This is a genomic window from Novosphingobium arvoryzae, assembly GCF_014652615.1.
GTDB classification, from domain to species: domain Bacteria; phylum Pseudomonadota; class Alphaproteobacteria; order Sphingomonadales; family Sphingomonadaceae; genus Novosphingobium; species Novosphingobium arvoryzae.
Window position 1 is genome coordinate 122,261 of the sequence record NZ_BMZD01000001.1, and the last position, 18,196, is coordinate 140,456.

The window sequence follows — 18,196 nt, forward strand, 5'->3', positions numbered from 1 at the left end:
ACCGCACGTAAAGGTAACAGCGTAACCTTATCTCCCATTTAGAAAATAAATCCATAGATGGTTGTGTGCAGTCATAGGCTAAACGACTCAAAGAAACGTATCCGTTAGCTTCAGTGGGGCGTAAGCCTCACTGTGGCATAGATCTAAAGAAATGTACCAACCAACAAATATGAAAAAGAAAGCGATAAGGGTTGCGTAGAAACCCGCAATCGCATGAGTTCGCAGAACTCATAAACAATCAGGCTCTGAAAATCTGAGTAAATGTCAGAAAATCGTCTGAGTTATATACGTCAAAAATCCCGTCTCATTGCAACACGGCATAAACCGTATTTGGGCTGACTTTGACCTCTTTACAGATAGCTCGAATGGAAGCTCCATTTCGCTTCATCCATTGTATCTTTGCGATCTGCGCTTCCGTTGTGGGCTTGCGACCGAAACGCACACCGCGCTCTTTCGCCTTCCTGATCCCGACAATCTGACGCTCTTTACGGATCGTATTCTCGAACTCGCTGAAGATCCCCAAAAACTGGAAGAACATCGATCCCATTGCTGTCGAGGTATCGATTGCCTGCTTGTAGCTGAAGATATCAATCTTGCTGTCTTTCAGCTCGGTGAGCACCAAGACAAGATTTCGCATTGATCTGCCCAAGCGATCAACGGACCAGACAACGACTTTCTCAAAGCGACGGAGCTTGGCGTCATTCATCATGCGCTTCAGTTCTGGGCGATCTTCAGTCTCCTTCGTCCCGCTGATCTTCTCGCTGTAAACCTCTACGACTTCCCAGCCCGATCGTTCTGCAAGTGCGTGAAGCTCTTCGAGCTGACCCTCGTAGTTCTGATCGACCGTCGACACACGAGCGTAGATCGCAACCTTCATCTCTCAAACCCCGTTTCTGGTCTCTTACAAAAAAGAACGTATAGCCAGCCACATAGGACCGAAAGCCTTGCGTCACCTCAGGTCGAGATTTCGGAGTTTTTTGGGGGAACTAAAAGATAACGGCAGATCGAAGTCGCTAACGCTTGCTTCCATAAGCGCACATGGGTTTCACGCTGCACAGGTGACAGAGCGGTTTTTTCGCATGACAGACCGTTCGAGCAAAGCCGCCTTTTTCGTCAGGCTCCTGACCGAGCTTGACGACTATATAATCAAGCGACCGCATCGAGACGCCTGACGCTTCAGAAATATCTCTATAGACGCCCTGCAATGCCCACATGAAATCTGCATCGCTGCCGAGAGACGTAGCCCGCTTTGTCGTAATATCTGGATCAAGCTGATATCTGACGCCATTCTTATCATAGCCATCCATCCATCCCATTCGAACAGTCGATCTGTTGAGAACACGGTCTGGCTTAACGACTTGAAACCCAAGCTCAGTCATCAAATGGAATATGGTAACCGCACCAAATCGTAGGTCGCCTTGCAGGTGCTCATGAATCTGTCTCATCGCCTCAGGCGTTGATACGTCCCCCCTGCGATATGTGTAGAAATCTAATATCGATCTATCATTCACCCTCTTCCACTCATTGATGCGTCTTGCAGCACGAATGACCTTCTTGAGAGCGGGCTTGTGACGGTAGTTTCGTGAGTCTTTGAGAAACTTTTCAAATCTCTTGCCGCCTTCATTCCATTCTTTGGAATCAAGTGCCTCTCTGTCTCCTAGATATTTCTTGAGCATGTGAGGCACTCGCTCATCGACTGCGCTGGCTCGTTTGCCAGCGTAGAATGGCTTCATCGCCGCAATCTTCCAGAAATCTTCATCTGAAAGGTTCGGGTTGAAATGCAGCCCGTCCATCTTTGCGAGATAACGTTTGACCCGAGAGCGGCGCGCTCCCGCAATCTTTGGGTCTTTTTGCTTCTCACGATCAGACTTCGATGTAGCCTGCGAGAGCAAAGTCTCCCGTAGTCCCGTTACAAATCCCCTCAACTCGCCCCGTTCAATCATACCAGCCCCCGCTTGCCTGTCGGCTTTTCCATAGTCTGGCGCGGAACTAAGCTACTTTAAAGTTTAAAGTTGCAGGAGGTGATTATGACGCAAGTAAGGCAGTGGTGGGTTCTGGTTCGCTACAAGGATGAAGCTGGCTCTGGGTTCGGGCGTCAGTATGTGTCTGCAACGAACGCTTACGAAGCGATTCAGATGGCAAAGGCTTTGTATGGAAAGCTGCTTATCTCCGAGAGTGCAGCGCCCGCATAGCTCAAAGCCAAATCACTCCTTTGCGACAACCGTGTCGTAAAGCCCGTAGTGCGTCAGCCCCTTGTGACTATTGATGCCCGTATATCGCAATGATGCATCTTCATAACGACGGAACGCAAAAACTGCGTGGTTCATGCGTTCCGTATTGAACACCTTCAACCGCACGAGCAGGTGAAAGTCGCTTACCGTTAAGCCTGTGACAGCGTGAAAAAGATCAGGCTCTAACTTCGTGATCACGTCTTGAAGGGTGTTTTCACGGAAATCAGTCAGATACATGAAGGCAGGAATGCGAGTGGCGAACTTGATCAGCTTCTCCTGAACGAGCTTACGCTTCGACTTGTATTCCTTCTCCTCGTCGGTCAGCTCTTTCTTCTCTTTCGCTGTTAGTCCTTCTCCCTTCGCCTTGCCTTTCAAATCTTTGATCTTTTCACCCTTATTGATGATCGTCTCAATGATGTTGTCACCAAGCGCCCGCCAGCCCTCGATACGCTCAACTGCTGCCATTGCTTCGGGATTATCGAGAACGCGGCGCAGCGTATCGTTATCGACATTGACCAGCAGCGCAGATTCCCACTTGCGAGCCAACAAAGTGCCTGACGTACCTGCCATCGCAATGTCGAGAATGCCGCCTGCATCGATCTGCGTCATGTTCGCGCCATCGTAAGCCAGCACGGGTAAGAAGGAGACAAGCTCCTTCACGGCGTTTTCAGGGTTCGTCTCACCTGGCGAAAGCCCGATGCCGTAGTCAGAAAGCTGACGCAGTGCCCGCGTCGGTGCAAAGTCGAACACGAAGCAAATGGGCTTCAAAATCTCTTCTTCATTCGGATTGTCACCATTCGGATTCTTGATCGACCAAGGTGATTGCACACGAAACGCAGCTTGGAAGTAGGTTTCAGGCGACTTCAGATTGCGAAGCATCAAGATCGAAGACCACTGCGGAATCGTCACCCCTGTTGTCAGCTTTCCGCAAGAGAGCGTGATCGTCTTCGTCTCGAAACCGCTTCCGATTGCTCGGCGAACGGGGGGAACAGCATCGAGACCAATGCCTGCTTGCGTTCCAGCAGCAAGAATAACCTTGTAGCCGTGCCAGAACGTGTTGTGCTTCTCTTCGAGCAGATTTGCCATCGCATGGCAGGCGGCGACGTTCGGCAGGAACCAGAACGAATGCTGAAGATAGGGCAAAAGTCGTGAATCTGAGTAAGGAAACGGCGGTCGCGTTCCAGTCTTCAAGCTATCAACCGTCTGCGGGACGTATGACCCTCGAATAATCTCAAGCCACTTTTGAACGTCAGACTTGTGTTTAAACGCTGCTTTTGCACCGTTGCCCGTTGCGGCGAAAAACTCGTTTAGATCAAACTCGTCAAACTCACCCGCGCTGGCAATCGCAAGCAGTTCGTCGGGCATTTGATATGTCAGCAAACGCATCTGCGGCAGAGCGGCATACGGGTTGCGTTTGTCGGGATGCTTGGCGGCAAACGCTGCTTTTGCTCGTTGCTCGTCCGTGTATGTCCAGTTGAAGATTTGCTCTTCGATGAACTCGCCCGTCGCAAGCGCCTTGAACGGTGTCCCAGAAAGATAGAGATATGCGCGGGTCGTGATCGGCAGGAATATCGCTTCGTTTGCAGATAGATCGCTTAGGTCTTCGTTTACCTCATCGAGACCAGCATCATATTCCAGCTTCTCTTCACGCTTTGCGTCTTCTTCGCCTTCAAAAAGCTCTTTCGCTGTGTCTCGCCATGCCCCGAAGTGGTATTCATCGAACACGACAAGATCCCAGTTGATCGTATGTAGCCATGTGTTGCGCGGCTTGATCGCTCCAGTGGCTTTGTCACGTCCGAGCAGGTCTTGAAACGAGCCGAAGAAAACGACGGGCTTGTCTTTGTCGATCTGGCTTGGATCGCTCTCTGACTTGCGAGAGAGATACTGCCACCCTTCGAAGTCTACATGAGACTCAAGGTCAGTCTGCCACGCATCTTCGACAGCTGGCTTGAATGTCACGACCAGAACACGCTTTGCGCCCAGCTTCTTGGCGAGCTGGTATGAAGTAAACGTTTTCCCGAAACGCATCTTCGCATTCCAAAGGAAACGCGGAACTGCATTCGCATCTTCGTTCCAGATCGACTGGAAGTAAGAAGCAGTCTTCTCAACAGCTTCAGCTTGTTCTTGACGCGGAGGAAACCTTTCGCTGCGGTTCTCGGATAGCTTTTTGCCCGTTCGCAGCTCGGTCAGCACAGTCTGAACATCAGAAACAGTGCATCTCATCCACTCCAACTGGGGGTTATCGAAACCTTTTTTTTTGAGAGCGGTCCTAACAGCGTGATCAGATAACGTTGAGCCGTCATCTCTCGCTGCACTCTCATCAAGTTCAATCTTGAAGTCGATGGCAGCAGTTTTGACCTGCTCAGCTATGCGCTGCTTTACGTCACGTGTGGTCTGCCCAATCTTAAGAAGTCCGACATGCGAGTCGCTGTTGATCGAATATGCGTAAATGCGCGGATTTGCGTCTGGCTTTGACGCAAGAATCTCATCGATTGGTTTAGTCATCGCCGTCAATGACCCCCAACTCCATCGGTTTGATAACCGCTTCAATGTAGTCGATCTGCGCCTGCGTCAGACCATACTTCTTATAGAGTGCATCATCTGTCCAAATGCGATCCCATTGCTGCATGGGAGCCCATGCGTATGTTCCCCTCAGCGCATCTTGCGTGATCTTTCTCAACGAAACCAAAAAGCGGAAAAACTTTGTACCATAATAGGAATATAAGCTTTTTGCTTCACTTTCAGTCTCTACCCAAAAGGCAACAAACGTCTGTGTGCAGATCGAGTTCGGAGCGACAATCATCGGCTTACCAAGCACGACATCTGGAATCTTTTGACCACCGTCCGACCCCGCTTTTGGCGCGAGGACTTTCCATAAGTCGATTAGGTGTGCGTTCTTCTTAACTGTTGATCTTTCTATATATCCGACTGAACGCTTACCTTGCTTAACCAAGTGCAGCTCCACATCTGCATGACTTTGCGCTTTCCGATAGTCTTCGAAGTTTGTGGCAATACCAAACGGCGTGTCGCCTGTGAGAATCTCAATAATCGATGGCTCCGCCTGCTGTTGAACTTTTCGAAGGATTTCAGCACCGCGCGGGTCCCTGACAAAAACATCGAACTCATTCAGACTACGAGCAACGGGTCCAACTACCTCTTCGCCTCTTATCATGGTTACATTGGTGGAGCCACTATGCTCATTATCCCATAAGAAATAGCAAATCCCACCCTTAACTTCGACGTTGGGAAAAACATCCTTCGAAACAGGATAGTCTACTATTTCTGCGAGTTTCCCGCACGAAAGCATTTCCGCACGAAACTCATCCATGCCTCGTCCGCCCGCCATCCAGCGTGAGGGTATGACCATGCTCACATAACGCGGTTCAAGACGCATCGCTTGCTCCACGAAGAGATGATAAATCGAAGAATCACTCGTCCCGCCAGCTCCACCTGTCATCTGATATGGCGGATTCCCGATAATCACATCAAACTGCATGTCGTCTCCAAACAGCTCCGCAATGCGGCGCTTGATATCGTCGGTATGGATGAATGCGTAAGCGTGGTTTTCTAACTCACTCTCACGATCAAAAAGAGCGCGGGGCGCGCCACAAAACTCGCATTTACCGTCTTTAGCTTCGGCAAACTTTTTGACGGTGTTGCCGCTCTTATCTGTAACAGAAACCCATTTGCTACTGCCGACCCATGAATGTTCAATGCGTTCAAACCAGATGTTTCCATCAGAAGCATCGAAACTCTTGGCGACCGAATGTTCGCCGTCAGCATGTTTCGAGCAATACAAGCTGCGACGGGCAAGCAGGCTGGTCAGCCGAGTAATGCCAATGCCGAAAATCTGTTTTGTCAGAATATGATCGACACGCTTTTGAAGGTCAGGGATTTCTTCCCTCAATCCAACAATCAGTCGGGTTGCAATCTCTCGAAGGAACACGCCAGACTTGGTGAACGGATCGAGAAAGCGAACAGAGCTATCCGCCCAGATGCTTGCCCCGTCATTGCGCTCTGACCATGCTTCAGCCAGCGTGTCCAACATTCGATTAGCAAACTCGGGCGGCGTAAAAACTTCATCGTTTGAGAGATTCGCAATGCAGGTCAGCACATCAGGGTTTCGCCCACGAAGTGCAAAGCCAACCTGCTCGTTCATATTGCCCCCTTAATCAACCTACTCGGCGCCCGCTAACTCACGCACAGTCATCGGAGGATATACCGAAGTTGGTGTGAAAATCTCATGTTTTCCGAGATGTGCAAACAAAGAATCTTCGGCACTGAAGCTCGACATGCTGGTCAGAACATCCAGTCTGAAGTCTCTGCGTTGAAACTTACCTTTTCCGATATATCCCCATTCAACCACACTGATCGGCTGTGATGCGATATCTTTCATCGTCATGGCATCACCATGCACAAGATTAAGCGACAGCACGAATGAGGCAGCTCGATAGAGTTCATCGCTCTCTTCGAGATCCAGATACTCGGTAAAAACTTCCAACATGTTAGCACGACATTCAGCGATGTTGTCGTCCAGAAGCTCGATGCCGTAGCAACACATGAGCGCCAGAAGCGCATAGTGTCTTTTCTCGAAATCGGACTTGCCGAACTTCAACTCGACAGCCGCGAGCTTCCTCTGGAGAATCGGCACGAGAAAGTTCCCGCTGCCACATGCTGGTTCAAGAAACCGTGCATCGATGCGTTCAGCTTCGCCCTTCACCAGATCGAGCATCTTCTCGACCATCCAGTCAGGCGTAAAAACCTCTCCGTGATCGGCGACTCGTTTTTTGGATTTGATCAGGCTCATACATGCGTTGGACGATATCTGCCCAACCTCCCGCTGTCTATCTGAGCCGAGACAACGCCCCTAAACAGGCGAATGCGTGACGGTCAAATGCTGTCATATTTCTGCTTCAGAAGCAGGGTTGCGTATTCAACGTCCTTAGGGGTTGTGACGGAAAACTGATATTCGTGTCCCTTGTTGCCATTGCGCCAAGTGAACTCCTTAGCAGCTCCCACACCCTTTGGGTCATCAATCTCGATGTAGTTCTTGGACTTCGTCCCGTCGGGATAGAGAGTGCCGCGAACAATGCTGATCATCAGGCTGGTTTTTCTGAAGTAGACGTAACAGATTGCCGTCGAGCCCTTGTTAACTCGGATATAGTGCTTCTTGCTTGAGCAGCTCGTGTCTTCAAGATTGCCAAAATACTCCTTCAAGCCCTCCCACACCTCAGCGCACTGAGCCGAAGTTTTTGAAACATGTTCAGCTTCATCCGTTACTTCGATTTCAGCGTTCACAGATGAGATGACGGAGCCGCTTGCGGTTATGTTTTCGATCTTTTCCTTCGACGTTGGCAGATGCTGCACAAGCGATATGATATCGTTGTTGAAGCGTTTAATCTCCCACAGCTCAAATGGCATGTCTTTGAAGTTGACACTGTTTTTCTGATACGAGTTGAACGAAGGAGATATGAAGATCACTCGTGACTGCGACCAATCGACCTGATCTTTTTTCAGCGTTTTTTCGGTTTTCTCGTTATATTCGAGAATGAAGTCAGCTTTGTTTTGCAGCATCGTGGAAAGATACGAATACCCCTGATCGATAACTGAGTAGCTGTTACCCTTCTTATACTCGATGATCACGAACGCGGCGTTGTCCTCATCAAAGCAAAGCGTATCAAGCCTGTAACTCCCGATAGTGAACTCGCTGCACACCATTTGAAGGTTGAAAAGGGAGCTGACATTGCTCTCGATGAGGGACTGAATGTCTTTCTCAAGCTCAAACGGCGTCGGCGAGAACTCAACCAACTTATTCTGGTTTTGCTTGAATAACTTCATCGATAACCCGCCCCTGAAATCTCATTGCGCCGCGTCAAAAGCGAAGCCACGCTGGGAGCTTAGCGGATCAGGTCGAGCAAATCTATTGTCACTGGAATCCGTCACTCGATGACGCAGCCTTCAAGAACGCAAGATCGAAGTCCAATCGATCTCCGATCAGTTCCGCACCATCGATGAAATCGAGGAAGTCTGCGAGTGCAACGTGCATGGGGCGGCAATGCGCTAAACGATCATTCGTTGTGCCGATTATCCGCTCAGCCTCAAGCGACAATGGGCGCGGAGGCTTTACCCATTCATCGAAGACCTCGTCGCAAGCCCAACGATTCTGAGCGAAAAAACGGACAATATCGCCTTTCTCAGGTGTCAGCGCCGATGTTTCCAAGTCAAGCAACAGCTCGCGCCTTGAGCCACCAGACCCTTGCCCGAGAAGTTCTAAACCCCCGATTTCGTATAGATCATAGAGCGATTCCCGTAGCTCAGCATTCATCTCGAAATCGCCTTAGCCGCTTTCGCAAACGCAACATCATCATTCTGCGTGCCATAAATCTGCTGTCGCAGTCGTTGTTGCTGCTGCTGTTGCTGAGGTTGAGATGACGGCACGTTCAATGCCTTGATAATACCCTGCTGAATCGAAGAGAGCCCCTCAGGACGGTCCTCAGAGTCATTCTTGCTATCTGCGCTATCTGTGCTGCTCTTACCCCCGCTTCCCTTCTGAGGACCGCTTACAGGAGCGGATTTCGGCGGTTTAGACTTTCTGGGGCGACACTGCTTGGCGAGTGCAGCATTTCGTTCGGCAAGTTTCGTGACAAGCTGACCAGCTGCGCCTTGCAAAAGCATAATGTCAGCCTTGATCTGATCGCTTTCGACCTCATCGCTGTTTTCAATCAACCACGCCATCAAGCGTGAAAACTCTTCTCGTGCCTCCATGTGACAAACTCCTGTCTGTCTATTTATAACAGGGGCACGAAAAAGGCGGCGTTGCGGAGAAACTTTAAAGTTTAAAGTTTCACGGCTGCGGTTCGTCAGCTTTCTGTTTTGCGAGTTTCATGATGCCGAGCATCGTCTGCTCATCAATCTCTCCAGCTTGATACCGCTTCATTGCTTCGAGAATGAACGGATCGAGACTGGTTACGGTTTCTGGCTCTGCCTTCTTCGCCTTGCGCTTCACTTTCACGATAGCACTGCGTCGTGTGTTTGAAGTCGAGTGATCGTAGTGTCGTTCAAGCTGCTCACGCTTGCAGCCCATGTTCAGCGCCAAGTCTGCATATTCGACACCATGCTCTCGCCTCACTGTGGCGTATGTGTGGCGCAACGAGTAGAGTGAACGCTTCTCGCCCTCCTTGTTGAAAAGCAGCCCCGTTTCCGTGCCTTCGACGGGCAAACGGCTCAGGAAGTGCTGGAACGACTTGTTCAGGTTCGAGAACGGCTTGGGCTTGTTGTCACTCGCCTTTTGCTGTCCGAACCAAACAAGGTCATTCGGACCAGTGTATGGTGATTTGTCTCGCCACTCTTTCAGCGTTTTGTTCGCATTGGGCTGTGTCTGCACATCGCGGTTTTGACTGGTTTTTGTCGCTTTTCTCACGCCCACGACGCAGATTGGTTCATCAAACTCATCGCTGGGTTGATCGAACGTTATGTCACGCCACCTCATTTCGCGGGCTTCACCTACACGAAGACCGCTGTTCAGCATGAAGATCACGAAGTGATAAAGCTGAGTGCGTTGTAGCTTGTGCCACGCATTCACCCTGTCATCTTTGAAGTGACCAATCAGGTCGCGGTAGCTTCGCAGATAGGCTGTCATCGATCGGTGTTCGTCGGGTTCGAAGTGTGGACGACGATGATGAGGGCGACTGTCTTGAGGTGGCTTCATCTTGAAGACCTGCTGTAAGCGCCCACGCTCCCGCGCATCTGCGAAGATCATGTTGAGCGCAGTCTGATCCATCTGAAGCGTCTTTTTCGCAGGCACCTTCGCCACATTCTTCGTGGTCTTGGTTTTCGCCTTGCGCCGCTTTGGATTGTAATCAGACAGCTTTTCGCCCTGATGCGTTGACCAATATGCGATGCGCCAATCCCAGTAGTTTTGCGCTATCTCAGGGGTGATATCGTTGAGACGCATCGAGGTGCCGTCTGCATATCGGAAATATGCTTTGTAGTAGCGGGCAGACTGGTTCTTATACCAACGCTGCCGATCTGCCTTCCAGACACCGTTGTTGATCTGGCGCTGATACCAATCGTCACAGTGCTTTTCGAAAGTGTAGTCATCAAGCGTGTGACCGAGAGATGCCGCATTTCTGAGCCGATCATACTCCTTCCGCGCAAACGCATAAGCATCTTCGTAGATCGTCAAACCCGTGCTGCGATTGATGATCTTACGCGGACCAACTCGCAGCTTCATGTACCACTTAGGCTGGCGATGGGATTTCACATTGGGGGCGGCAGTGGCGAGATTGCGCTGATATAGAATCAGATCGCCGCCGAGATGCTCGATCCTGTTCTCGTAATATGCCACCGCAGACCCCCAGAAGATGCCCTGACTGCTGCGATTATGCTATTTCCGAGAACCCGAACCGTCAATGTTTCTGCGGTTCTGCTATGATTCTGCTACAAAGAAAAAGGGGCTGCGATTTCTCGCAACCCCTTGATTTCAGTACGAAAAAGTGACTTTTCGTCTTAGCGCTTGCTGAACTGGAAGCTGCGGCGAGCCTTGGCCCGGCCGTACTTCTTGCGTTCAACGACGCGGGGGTCGCGGGTCAGGAACCCGGCAGCCTTGACGGCCGAGCGCAGCGCCGGCTCGTACTTGGTCAGCGCCTGCGAGATGCCATGCTTCACGGCACCCGCCTGGCCCGACAGACCGCCGCCCTTGACGGTGGCGATCACGTCGTACTGACCTTCGCGATCAGCGACCTGGAACGGCTGGTTCAGCACCAGACGCAGGGTCGGACGGGCGAAATAGACCGACTGGTCGCGGCCATTGACGGTAACCTTGCCGGTGCCGGGCTTGATCCACACGCGGGCAACGGCGTCCTTGCGGCGGCCGGTGGCATAGGAACGGCCCTGGGCGTCGATTTCCTTTTCGCGCAGCGGCGCGGCGGGAGCGGCCGGGGCAGCCGGGGTTTCGGCAATCGAGCCGAGGTCGGCCAGATCGGTGACGGTGTTATCGGACATCAGGCACCCACCTTGTTCTTGCGGTTACGGGCAGCAACATCGAGCACTTCCGGCTGGTTGCCGGCGTGCGGATGTTCGGCGCTGGAATAGAGGTGCAGCGCGCGCATCTGGTCACGACCCAGCGGGCCGCGCGGAATCATGCGCTCGACAGCCTTTTCCAGCACGCGCTCGGGGAAGCGACCGTCGAGGATCTTGTCCGCGGTCACCGCCTTGATGCCGCCGGCATAGCCGGTGTGCTTGTAATAGGTCTTCTGCTTCAGCTTGTTGCCGGTCAGGCGCACCTTGCCAGCGTTGATGACGACGACGTGGTCACCGCAATCGACGTGGGGGGTGAAGCTCGGCTTGTGCTTGCCGCGCAGGATATTGGCGATGATCACGGCCAGACGCCCGACCACCAGACCTTCGGCATCGATCAGATGCCACTTCTTTTCCACCTCGGCCGGCTTGATCGACCGGGTGACCTTGCTGAGCGCCTTCATGGCCAGCCCTTCCTGATTTTTAGGTCAAAACCCTTGCATTCCCGAATCTCCATCCGGCAGGCCGGATAGCGGGGAAGGCGGCCCTTTCGCGGAAAGGGGCTGGAAAGTCAAGCGAACCGGGGGTTTTCGATAGAGGTAAAATAATACCGCATGAATCGCCACTAGCGATTGTCGAACGTCCAGACCTCGCGGCTGACGCGTTCGGACCCGTCCAGGCGGGTAATCACGGTGCGTTCGAACTGCTGCGGCAGGTTGCCCGGCTCCGGGCTTGCGACATTGATCGATACGTCCACTTCGCCCTGGTTGCCGCTGGGGAGCGGGACGCGGCGCACTTCATGATGGCGATTGCGCGCCGGGTTGAACAGGTCGACCGGCCAAGCGGCGCCGCCATTGGCCGCGGCCAGAATGCGGTTGAGCGCTTCCATCGAACCAGCTCCGCGCGCGTAGCTCTGCCGGGTCTGATTCAGGATCAGCGCGCTGGCCCGCGCCGCTTCGCTGCGGGCTGCCCTGTCCGATGCGGCGGCGTTGGTTCCGGTGATCTGTCCATGCCGGTCCAGTCGCAGAGGGAAAGGCCCGGCGTCCACGCGCTTGCGCTCCAGATCGGCCAGCAGTGCGACCGGCGGCGGGGCTTCCACCACGGTGTCGATCAGGGCGCCATCGACCACATACCCGTCGCCATCCGCCGCGATCCGCACTTCGTAGCTGCGCTTGACCATGATGTGCTTGCCATCCGGCAACGACCGCCAGACCGTGCGGCTGAGGACCAGCGGCTTTTGCGGCGGCGCGAAGTTCTTGACCCCCGATGCAATCGACTGCGGCTGCTGTGCCGCCAGCCCCGTCGGCAGCAGGGTGGCGATCCCTGCCAGCAAGAGGGTGCGCACGGTCACGGCCGCAGTTCCGCGAGCCAGGCCAGCGTTGCCGGCGCGCCTGCCTCACAGCGCCAGCCCAGCACCGCCGGTGCCTGGTAGGGGTGCAATTCGGCAATGCGCTGAACTGCGCGATCAAGCAGGACCGCGTCGGTCTTGAACAGCACCCCGGTCTCCTCCGCCTGGCGTTGCGAACCCTGCCAGACAAACAGTGACAATGTAGAACCAAGCATATTCGCGCAGGCAACCAGCCGCTCGTCAAGTACCTTGCCCGCAACGGAACGTGCCACATTCTCATCCGGGAAGGGGCACCAGATCATCGCCCCGGCCAGTGGCGGCGTATCCGTCACGCGGTCCGGCGACCCAGAGCGTGCACGCCAAGCGTGGTGGCCGCAACCAGCAGCGCTCCACACAGCTGGTGCAGCACGGCGATCCACAGCGACATCCCGCTCATCACCGTGGCGATTCCCAGCAGGATCTGCGTCCCGAAGGCGCTGTGAATGGCAATGGAGGCGGACCGGTGGCTGGCGCGGACCTTGCGGGCCAGCACGATCAGGATGGCCACCACGCCCCACGCCCACCAGCGGTGCACGAAGTGCGTCAGGAAGGGATCGTTCAGAAAAGCGTGGATGGTGCCGCCGGCCCAGGCAATGCCATCGGGCACGAAGCGGCCCTGCATCAGCGGCCAGGCATCCCAGTTGAACCAGCCGGCCCCGGCCACATAGCCGGCGCGCAGCCCCGCCACCAGCGCGCCGAAGAACAGCTGCAAGGCCAGGGCCGCCAGTGTGAAGGCGGCAAATCCGGTCAACCGGGCGCGCCCTTCACCACGGGCATGGGCGCGCAGATCCAGCGCGGTCCAGACCAGCCCGCCCAGCGTCAGCAATGCGACCAGCAGATGCGTGGCGAGGCGGAAATGGCTGACCCTGACGTCGTTGACGATCCCCGACTTGACCATCCACCAGCCAACCGTGCCTTGCAACGCGCCCAAGGCCAGCAGGGCCAGCAGGCGCGGTTTGTAACCGGCGGGGATCATCCCCTTTACCCAGAACCATGCCAGCGGCAGGGCAAAGGCAAGGCCGATGATCCGGGCGATCAGGCGGTGAAACCATTCCCAGAAATAGATGAACTTGTAGGTTTCCAGCGTCATCCCCGCCGGACCGTTGATCTGCTGGTATTGCGGGGTCTGGCGATAGGCGTCGTACTCGGCCTGCCACGCCGCGTCGTTCAGCGGCGGCAAGGTGCCGGTCACGGGTTTCCATTCGGTGATCGAAACCCCGGATTCGGTCAGGCGGGTAATCCCGCCCACCGCGACGATCAGGACGACCAGCGTGGCCACCACCAGTAGCCAGCGGGCGAGAATTGCGGCCGAAGCCTGCGCATGCACTGCCTTGCTCATGTCCGCCCCCTGCTCTCGCCCCGCGCGAATCGCAAGCATGGATCGGCGAACGACAGGGCGGCACTTGATCCATGTTACAACATAACATACATGAGCGCTGCGATGCGTGATGCGTTCCTTTCGATTCGCGACCGGCTGGACCGGGTCGGCGTGCTGCTGTCCGGGCTGTGCATGCTGCATTGCATCGCCGGAATCGTGCTGGTTGCCGGGCTGGGCTTGGGCGGCGAAGTGCTGCTTTCACCGGCGTTTCATCGGGTCGGACTGGCCCTGGCGATCGTGATCGGCGCCATTACGCTGGTGATGGGCGTGGCCCGCCACGGCGATCCGCGTCCGCTGCAGGCTGGCGGAGCCGGCATTGCAATGATGACCGTTGCATTGTTCGTCGGGCATGGCCTGGAAGAAGCCTTGCTGACGATTGTCGGGGTGGCTCTGCTGGCCTGGGCGCATCTGCGCAACTTGCGCTGCGCCGACTAGTCGCTATCTGCGGGGCATGACCGCAGAACTCACGCTTGCCCTCATCGTCAATGGCGAACCGCGCCGCGCCGCGCCCGGAACCGTCGCCGATCTCGTCCGCAGCCTGGAACTGGACCCGGCCAAGGTCGCGGTCGAGCGCAACGGCGATATCGTTCCGCGCTCGACCCTCTCCGATGTGGCGCTGGCGGATGGTGACACGCTGGAAATCGTGCACTTCGTCGGCGGGGGCGATCATGGGGATAGCTGGACCGTTGCGGGCCGCACCTTCCATTCGCGGCTGATTGTCGGCACCGGCAAGTACAAGGACTTTGCCCAGAACGCTGCGGCGCTGGAGGCATCGGGGGCGGAAATCGTCACCGTGGCAGTGCGCCGCGTCAACGTCAGCGATCCCAAGGCACCGATGCTGACCGATTTCATCGATCCGAAGAAGGTCACCTATCTGCCCAATACTGCTGGCTGCTTCACCGCTGACGAGGCGATCCGCACGCTGCGGCTGGCGCGCGAGGCGGGCGGCTGGGACCTGGTCAAGCTGGAAGTTCTGGGCGAGGCGCGCACCCTTTATCCCGACATGCGCGAGACGCTGAAGGCCACCGAAGTGCTGGCGAAGGAGGGCTTCCTGCCGATGGTCTATTGCGTCGACGATCCGATCGCGGCGAAGCAGCTGGAAGAAGCCGGGGCCGTGGCTGTGATGCCGCTGGGCGCACCGATCGGCTCCGGGCTGGGCATCCAGAACCGCGTGACGATCCGCCTGATCGTTGAAGGCGCCAAAGTGCCGGTGCTGGTCGATGCGGGCGTGGGCACGGCCAGCGATGCCGCCGTGGCGATGGAACTGGGCGTCGATGGCGTGCTGATGAACACGGCCATTGCCGAAGCGAAAGACCCGATCCGCATGGCCCGGGCCATGAAGCTGGCGGTAGAGGCCGGGCGCGAAGCCTATCTCGCCGGACGCATGGCGACCCGCAAGTACGCCGATCCGTCCAGTCCGCTGGCCGGCCTGATCTGAGCAGGTTCCCAACGATTCCGGTTAACGGCTTTTAAACCATGTTCTGGTGATCTGTCCCCGACCACACTTGGGAACGACAGTCATGGCCAGTACCGGAACCGCTTCGTTGACCATCGCCGAACTGCGCGAGTTCGCCAGTTTCACGGCGGCAGAGCAGCGTTATATCAAGCGCAGCCTGGACATTGGCCTGGGGCGTCAGGACGCATTCAAGCTGTGGGCGCGCGATGCCGATGAAAGCGGTTCGATCCGCAGTCAGTATGTTGTCTATCAGGAACTGAAGGCACTGCGCGGCAACGTTCCGGCCGAGACCAGCTTTGCCGCGCTCGAAGCGTTCATGGGCAAGCTGATCCGGGTGGCCGCGTTTGACCTTGCGCAGGAACGGATCGAAGGTTTTTCAGCGTTCCGCTTCCTGTATGAGCGGCTGCTGGGCGCAGAAGTGCGGCCCTTCCTGCCCTCTGCCTTTTGTGCGGCCAGCGCGCTGCCGCAAATTCGCCCGGACCGCCGCAAGGGCCTGCTCCAGTCGATCAGCGAAGCTGCGGCGACCGCTCCGGGCTGGTCCTCGCGCGAGCCGAGCTTCTATCCGGAATGGGTCGAGAAGGAAGCGGCCTAGTTCGCCTCGCGGCGCATCCGCACCACCAGCTCCTCGATTTCATTCGGTTCCAGAATCCACGTCCGGGTCACCCGGCCCGGACGGTGCACGGGGCGCGTCAGCAGGACGCGCGCCTGCTCCTTGGCGTGGGGCTTGTAGATGGCGAAATGCATCGCGCAGTCGCGAATCGTGCCGATGATCGGCGCGCGCCCTTCAAGGTCGATCATGGTGGCGGGCTGATCCCACGGAATCGTTGCGGTGCTCATCCCTTGTAGAGCCCGTCGAGCCGGTCGCCATAGCGCTCCTTCAGCTTGTGGCGTCGGATCTTCATGCTGGGGGTCATTTCCTCGTTCTCGATCGTGAAGGCTTCGTCCGCGAAGGCAAACTGGCGGACCTTTTCGATCACCGACAGGTCCTGATTCACCCGGTCGATTGCCGCGCGCACCGCGCTGCGGAAGGCAGGCAGGGCCTGCAGGGCCTTGAAATCGAACTTTTCGTCCTGCGCGCGGGCCCATTCCAGCGCCCATTCCGCATCGGGCACGATCAGGCCAACCAGATAGGGCCGCTTGTCGCCCACCACCATCGCCTGCGCGATTTCGGGCTGCAGGGTCAGCATCCCCTCAACCTTCTGGGGCGATACGTTGTCGCCCTTGTCGTTGACGATCATGTCCTTCTTGCGGTCGGTGATCACGATCCGCCCGGCATCATCGATATGCCCGATATCGCCGGTGTGCAGCCAGCCGTCCTGCAAGGCGCGGGCGGTTTCCGCCTCGTTGCGCCAGTAACCGTGCATGACCAGTTCGCCGCGCACCAGGATTTCGCCGTCGGCTGCGATCCTTACTTCCACGCCGTCCAGCGGCGGCCCGACCGTGTCCATTTTCAACCCGGCGGCGGGGCGGTTGCAGCTGATCACCGGCCCGGCCTCGGTCTGGCCATAGCCCTGGAGCATGGTCAGACCCATCGATTCGAAGAACACGCCGACTTCGGGGTTGAGCGGTGCCCCGCCCGAAACCATGGCCTTGATCCGGCCGCCGAACTTCTGCCGGATCTTCGGGCGCAGCGCCTTTTCCAGGATCAGGTCCATCGGCTTGTCGCGCAGCCTGCCCTTGCCGCCACGCACACCCTGCGCTTTGGCCGAGCCGATCGCCATCGCCCGGTTCATCAGGTAATTGGCGACTTTGCCCTGCTTTTCAATCTGTTTCATGATCCGGGTGCGCAGCACCTCGAACAGGCGCGGGACCACAACCATGATCGTCGGGCGCACTTCCTCGATGTTGCTGGCCAGCTTTTCCAGCCCTTCCGAGTAATAGATTTCCGCGCCCACGCCGATCGGCAGCATCTGTCCGCCGGTGTGCTCATAGGCATGGCTGAGCGGCAGGAACGACAGGAACACATCGTCACCCAGCCCGAAATCCTCGGCCAGCACCTTGGCCGCGCCATAGACGTTGCACAGCAGCGCGCCGTGATGCTGCCGCACCCCGCGCGGGGCGCCGCCGGTTCCGCTGGTGTAGATCAGGCAGGCCGTGGAATCCCGGTTGATCTTGGCAATCCGGTCTTCGACCAGCGCGCGTGCGGCAGTGCCGTCGCCACCGGTCAGCGCGGACCAGTCATGATATTCGAACGCCCCGGTCTGGGCGATGCGAAGCGGATCGATGCCGATCACCTGCTTCGCCACACCCGACCGCAGGACTGCGGGCAGCAGGGTCTTGGCCAACTTGTCGTTGCTGACGATCACCGCCTTCGCGCCCGAATCGTCCAGCACGTGCTGGTGATCCCGTTCGGTATTGGTGACATAGGCGGGCACGGTGATGCAGCCTGCGGCCATGATCGCGAAGTCGGCAATACACCATTCGGGGCGGTTATCGGACACCAGCATCACCCGGTCGCCGGTTTCCAGCCCCAGTCCCCGCAGGGCCTCCGCCAGCTCGCAGACCTGCCGCGCTGCATCCGCCCAGCTGATCGATTGCCAGGCCCCGTCGCGCTTTGCCCACAGGAACGGGGCGGCGCCCTTGGCATCGGCCCGGTTCAGAAACAGTTCGACCAGATTCCGGCTGGTCGGAAGATCGGAAATATCAACCACGCGTACCGCCCCCTTCGCTGCACCCAAGGCGCAGTCTTGTCATTGTCATGACTTAGGCGCGCTTGGCCGTAGCGG

19 protein-coding genes are annotated in these 18,196 nt (G+C 56.3%); 3 read left to right on the top strand and 16 right to left on the bottom strand.

Translation table 11 applies throughout. From position 1 onward, the window contains the following. Positions 1–304 precede the first annotated feature (304 nt). From IE113_RS00600 to IE113_RS00665, 14 genes are all read right to left on the bottom strand, one after another. The gene (locus IE113_RS00600; protein ID WP_189538486.1) at positions 305–877 is read right to left on the bottom strand and encodes a recombinase family protein; all 573 of its coding nucleotides are present in this window, start codon (positions 875–877) and stop codon (positions 305–307) included. A 136-nt stretch (positions 878–1,013) separates the two neighbouring features. Beyond that, positions 1,014–1,943 carry a hypothetical protein gene (locus IE113_RS00605; RefSeq protein WP_189538487.1) on the bottom strand — a complete coding sequence of 310 codons (930 nt, stop codon included), beginning with the start codon at positions 1,941–1,943 and terminating at the stop codon, positions 1,014–1,016. A gap of 261 nt (positions 1,944–2,204) precedes the next feature. Continuing rightward, positions 2,205–4,736 carry a DEAD/DEAH box helicase family protein gene (locus IE113_RS00610; protein WP_189538945.1) on the bottom strand — a complete coding sequence of 844 codons (2,532 nt, stop codon included), beginning with the start codon at positions 4,734–4,736 and terminating at the stop codon, positions 2,205–2,207. After that, positions 4,729–6,390: an Eco57I restriction-modification methylase domain-containing protein gene (locus IE113_RS00615; protein WP_189538488.1), complete on the bottom strand. Its 1,662-nt coding sequence runs from the start codon at positions 6,388–6,390 to the stop codon at positions 4,729–4,731. Before IE113_RS00615 ends, IE113_RS00610 begins: the two co-directional genes overlap by 8 nt. 18 nt (positions 6,391–6,408) lie before the next feature. After that, a complete protein-coding gene (locus IE113_RS00620; protein WP_189538489.1) occupies positions 6,409–7,038 on the bottom strand; it encodes an N-6 DNA methylase in 630 nt (209 codons plus the stop codon). 83 nt (positions 7,039–7,121) lie between these two features. Beyond that, positions 7,122–8,069 carry a PDDEXK family nuclease gene (locus IE113_RS00625; RefSeq protein WP_189538490.1) on the bottom strand — a complete coding sequence of 316 codons (948 nt, stop codon included), beginning with the start codon at positions 8,067–8,069 and terminating at the stop codon, positions 7,122–7,124. Between the two features lie 88 nt (positions 8,070–8,157). Beyond that, positions 8,158–8,556, bottom strand: a complete 399-nt coding sequence (locus IE113_RS00630) for a 3'-5' exonuclease (protein WP_189538491.1) — start codon at positions 8,554–8,556, stop codon at positions 8,158–8,160. Beyond that, positions 8,553–8,996: a hypothetical protein gene (locus IE113_RS00635; RefSeq protein ID WP_189538492.1), complete on the bottom strand. Its 444-nt coding sequence runs from the start codon at positions 8,994–8,996 to the stop codon at positions 8,553–8,555. Before IE113_RS00635 ends, IE113_RS00630 begins: the two co-directional genes overlap by 4 nt. 79 nt (positions 8,997–9,075) lie before the next feature. After that, complete coding sequence (locus IE113_RS16480) at positions 9,076–10,578, bottom strand: tyrosine-type recombinase/integrase (protein WP_189538493.1); 1,503 nt, start codon at positions 10,576–10,578, stop codon at positions 9,076–9,078. Positions 10,579–10,739: 161 nt separating this feature from the next. Then, positions 10,740–11,234, bottom strand: coding sequence for a 30S ribosomal protein S9 (gene rpsI, locus IE113_RS00645; protein ID WP_189538494.1), 495 nt, complete (start codon positions 11,232–11,234; stop codon positions 10,740–10,742). After that, the gene (gene rplM, locus IE113_RS00650; protein ID WP_189538495.1) at positions 11,234–11,713 is read right to left on the bottom strand and encodes a 50S ribosomal protein L13; all 480 of its coding nucleotides are present in this window, start codon (positions 11,711–11,713) and stop codon (positions 11,234–11,236) included. Before rplM ends, rpsI begins: the two co-directional genes overlap by 1 nt. 161 nt (positions 11,714–11,874) lie before the next feature. Then, on the bottom strand, positions 11,875–12,600 hold the full coding sequence (locus tag IE113_RS00655) for a hypothetical protein (protein ID WP_189538496.1): 726 nt from the start codon (positions 12,598–12,600) through the stop codon (positions 11,875–11,877). After that, a complete protein-coding gene (cutA, locus tag IE113_RS00660) occupies positions 12,597–12,929 on the bottom strand; it encodes a divalent-cation tolerance protein CutA (RefSeq protein ID WP_229822031.1) in 333 nt (110 codons plus the stop codon). The genes IE113_RS00655 and cutA overlap by 4 nt, the downstream gene beginning before the upstream one ends. Continuing rightward, entirely contained in the window at positions 12,926–13,975 is a 1,050-nt protein-coding gene (locus IE113_RS00665) for a COX15/CtaA family protein (protein ID WP_189538497.1), read from the bottom strand. The genes cutA and IE113_RS00665 overlap by 4 nt, the downstream gene beginning before the upstream one ends. Before the next feature lie 102 nt (positions 13,976–14,077). Here IE113_RS00665 and IE113_RS00670 point away from each other — a divergent pair, with 102 nt between their 5' ends. From IE113_RS00670 to IE113_RS00680, 3 genes are all read left to right on the top strand, one after another. Then, on the top strand, positions 14,078–14,449 hold the full coding sequence (locus IE113_RS00670; RefSeq protein ID WP_189538498.1) for a MerC domain-containing protein: 372 nt from the start codon (positions 14,078–14,080) through the stop codon (positions 14,447–14,449). A 16-nt stretch (positions 14,450–14,465) separates the two neighbouring features. After that, entirely contained in the window at positions 14,466–15,452 is a 987-nt protein-coding gene (gene thiS / locus IE113_RS00675; RefSeq protein ID WP_189538499.1) for a sulfur carrier protein ThiS, read from the top strand. A gap of 82 nt (positions 15,453–15,534) precedes the next feature. Next, a complete protein-coding gene (locus IE113_RS00680) occupies positions 15,535–16,062 on the top strand; it encodes a hypothetical protein (protein ID WP_189538500.1) in 528 nt (175 codons plus the stop codon). Here IE113_RS00680 and IE113_RS00685 read toward each other — a convergent pair. Both IE113_RS00685 and IE113_RS00690 read right to left on the bottom strand, forming a co-directional pair. Then, positions 16,059–16,307 carry a hypothetical protein gene (locus IE113_RS00685; protein WP_189538501.1) on the bottom strand — a complete coding sequence of 83 codons (249 nt, stop codon included), beginning with the start codon at positions 16,305–16,307 and terminating at the stop codon, positions 16,059–16,061. The genes IE113_RS00680 and IE113_RS00685 overlap by 4 nt on opposite strands. Next, on the bottom strand, positions 16,304–18,121 hold the full coding sequence (locus IE113_RS00690) for an AMP-dependent synthetase/ligase (protein WP_189538502.1): 1,818 nt from the start codon (positions 18,119–18,121) through the stop codon (positions 16,304–16,306). Before IE113_RS00690 ends, IE113_RS00685 begins: the two co-directional genes overlap by 4 nt. Between the last annotated feature and the right edge of the window lie 75 nt (positions 18,122–18,196).

Bases quoted from the DNA above. Each gene is read 5' to 3' on its own strand.
- IE113_RS00605 (WP_189538487.1), bottom strand. From the start codon at position 1,943: ATGATTGAACGGGGCGAGTTGAGGGGATTTGTAACGGGACTACGGGAG.
- IE113_RS00620 (WP_189538489.1), bottom strand. From the start codon at position 7,038: ATGAGCCTGATCAAATCCAAAAAACGAGTCGCCGATCACGGAGAGGTT.
- IE113_RS00615 (WP_189538488.1), bottom strand. From the start codon at position 6,390: ATGAACGAGCAGGTTGGCTTTGCACTTCGTGGGCGAAACCCTGATGTG.
- IE113_RS00685 (WP_189538501.1), bottom strand. From the start codon at position 16,307: ATGAGCACCGCAACGATTCCGTGGGATCAGCCCGCCACCATGATCGAC.
- IE113_RS00635 (WP_189538492.1), bottom strand. From the start codon at position 8,996: ATGGAGGCACGAGAAGAGTTTTCACGCTTGATGGCGTGGTTGATTGAA.
- rplM (WP_189538495.1), bottom strand. From the start codon at position 11,713: ATGAAGGCGCTCAGCAAGGTCACCCGGTCGATCAAGCCGGCCGAGGTG.
- IE113_RS00680 (WP_189538500.1), top strand. From the start codon at position 15,535: ATGGCCAGTACCGGAACCGCTTCGTTGACCATCGCCGAACTGCGCGAG.
- IE113_RS00630 (WP_189538491.1), bottom strand. From the start codon at position 8,556: ATGAATGCTGAGCTACGGGAATCGCTCTATGATCTATACGAAATCGGG.
- IE113_RS00610 (WP_189538945.1), bottom strand. From the start codon at position 4,736: ATGACTAAACCAATCGATGAGATTCTTGCGTCAAAGCCAGACGCAAAT.
- IE113_RS00600 (WP_189538486.1), bottom strand. From the start codon at position 877: ATGAAGGTTGCGATCTACGCTCGTGTGTCGACGGTCGATCAGAACTAC.
- thiS (WP_189538499.1), top strand. From the start codon at position 14,466: ATGACCGCAGAACTCACGCTTGCCCTCATCGTCAATGGCGAACCGCGC.
- rpsI (WP_189538494.1), bottom strand. From the start codon at position 11,234: ATGTCCGATAACACCGTCACCGATCTGGCCGACCTCGGCTCGATTGCC.
- IE113_RS00665 (WP_189538497.1), bottom strand. From the start codon at position 13,975: ATGAGCAAGGCAGTGCATGCGCAGGCTTCGGCCGCAATTCTCGCCCGC.
- IE113_RS00625 (WP_189538490.1), bottom strand. From the start codon at position 8,069: ATGAAGTTATTCAAGCAAAACCAGAATAAGTTGGTTGAGTTCTCGCCG.
- IE113_RS00670 (WP_189538498.1), top strand. From the start codon at position 14,078: ATGCGTGATGCGTTCCTTTCGATTCGCGACCGGCTGGACCGGGTCGGC.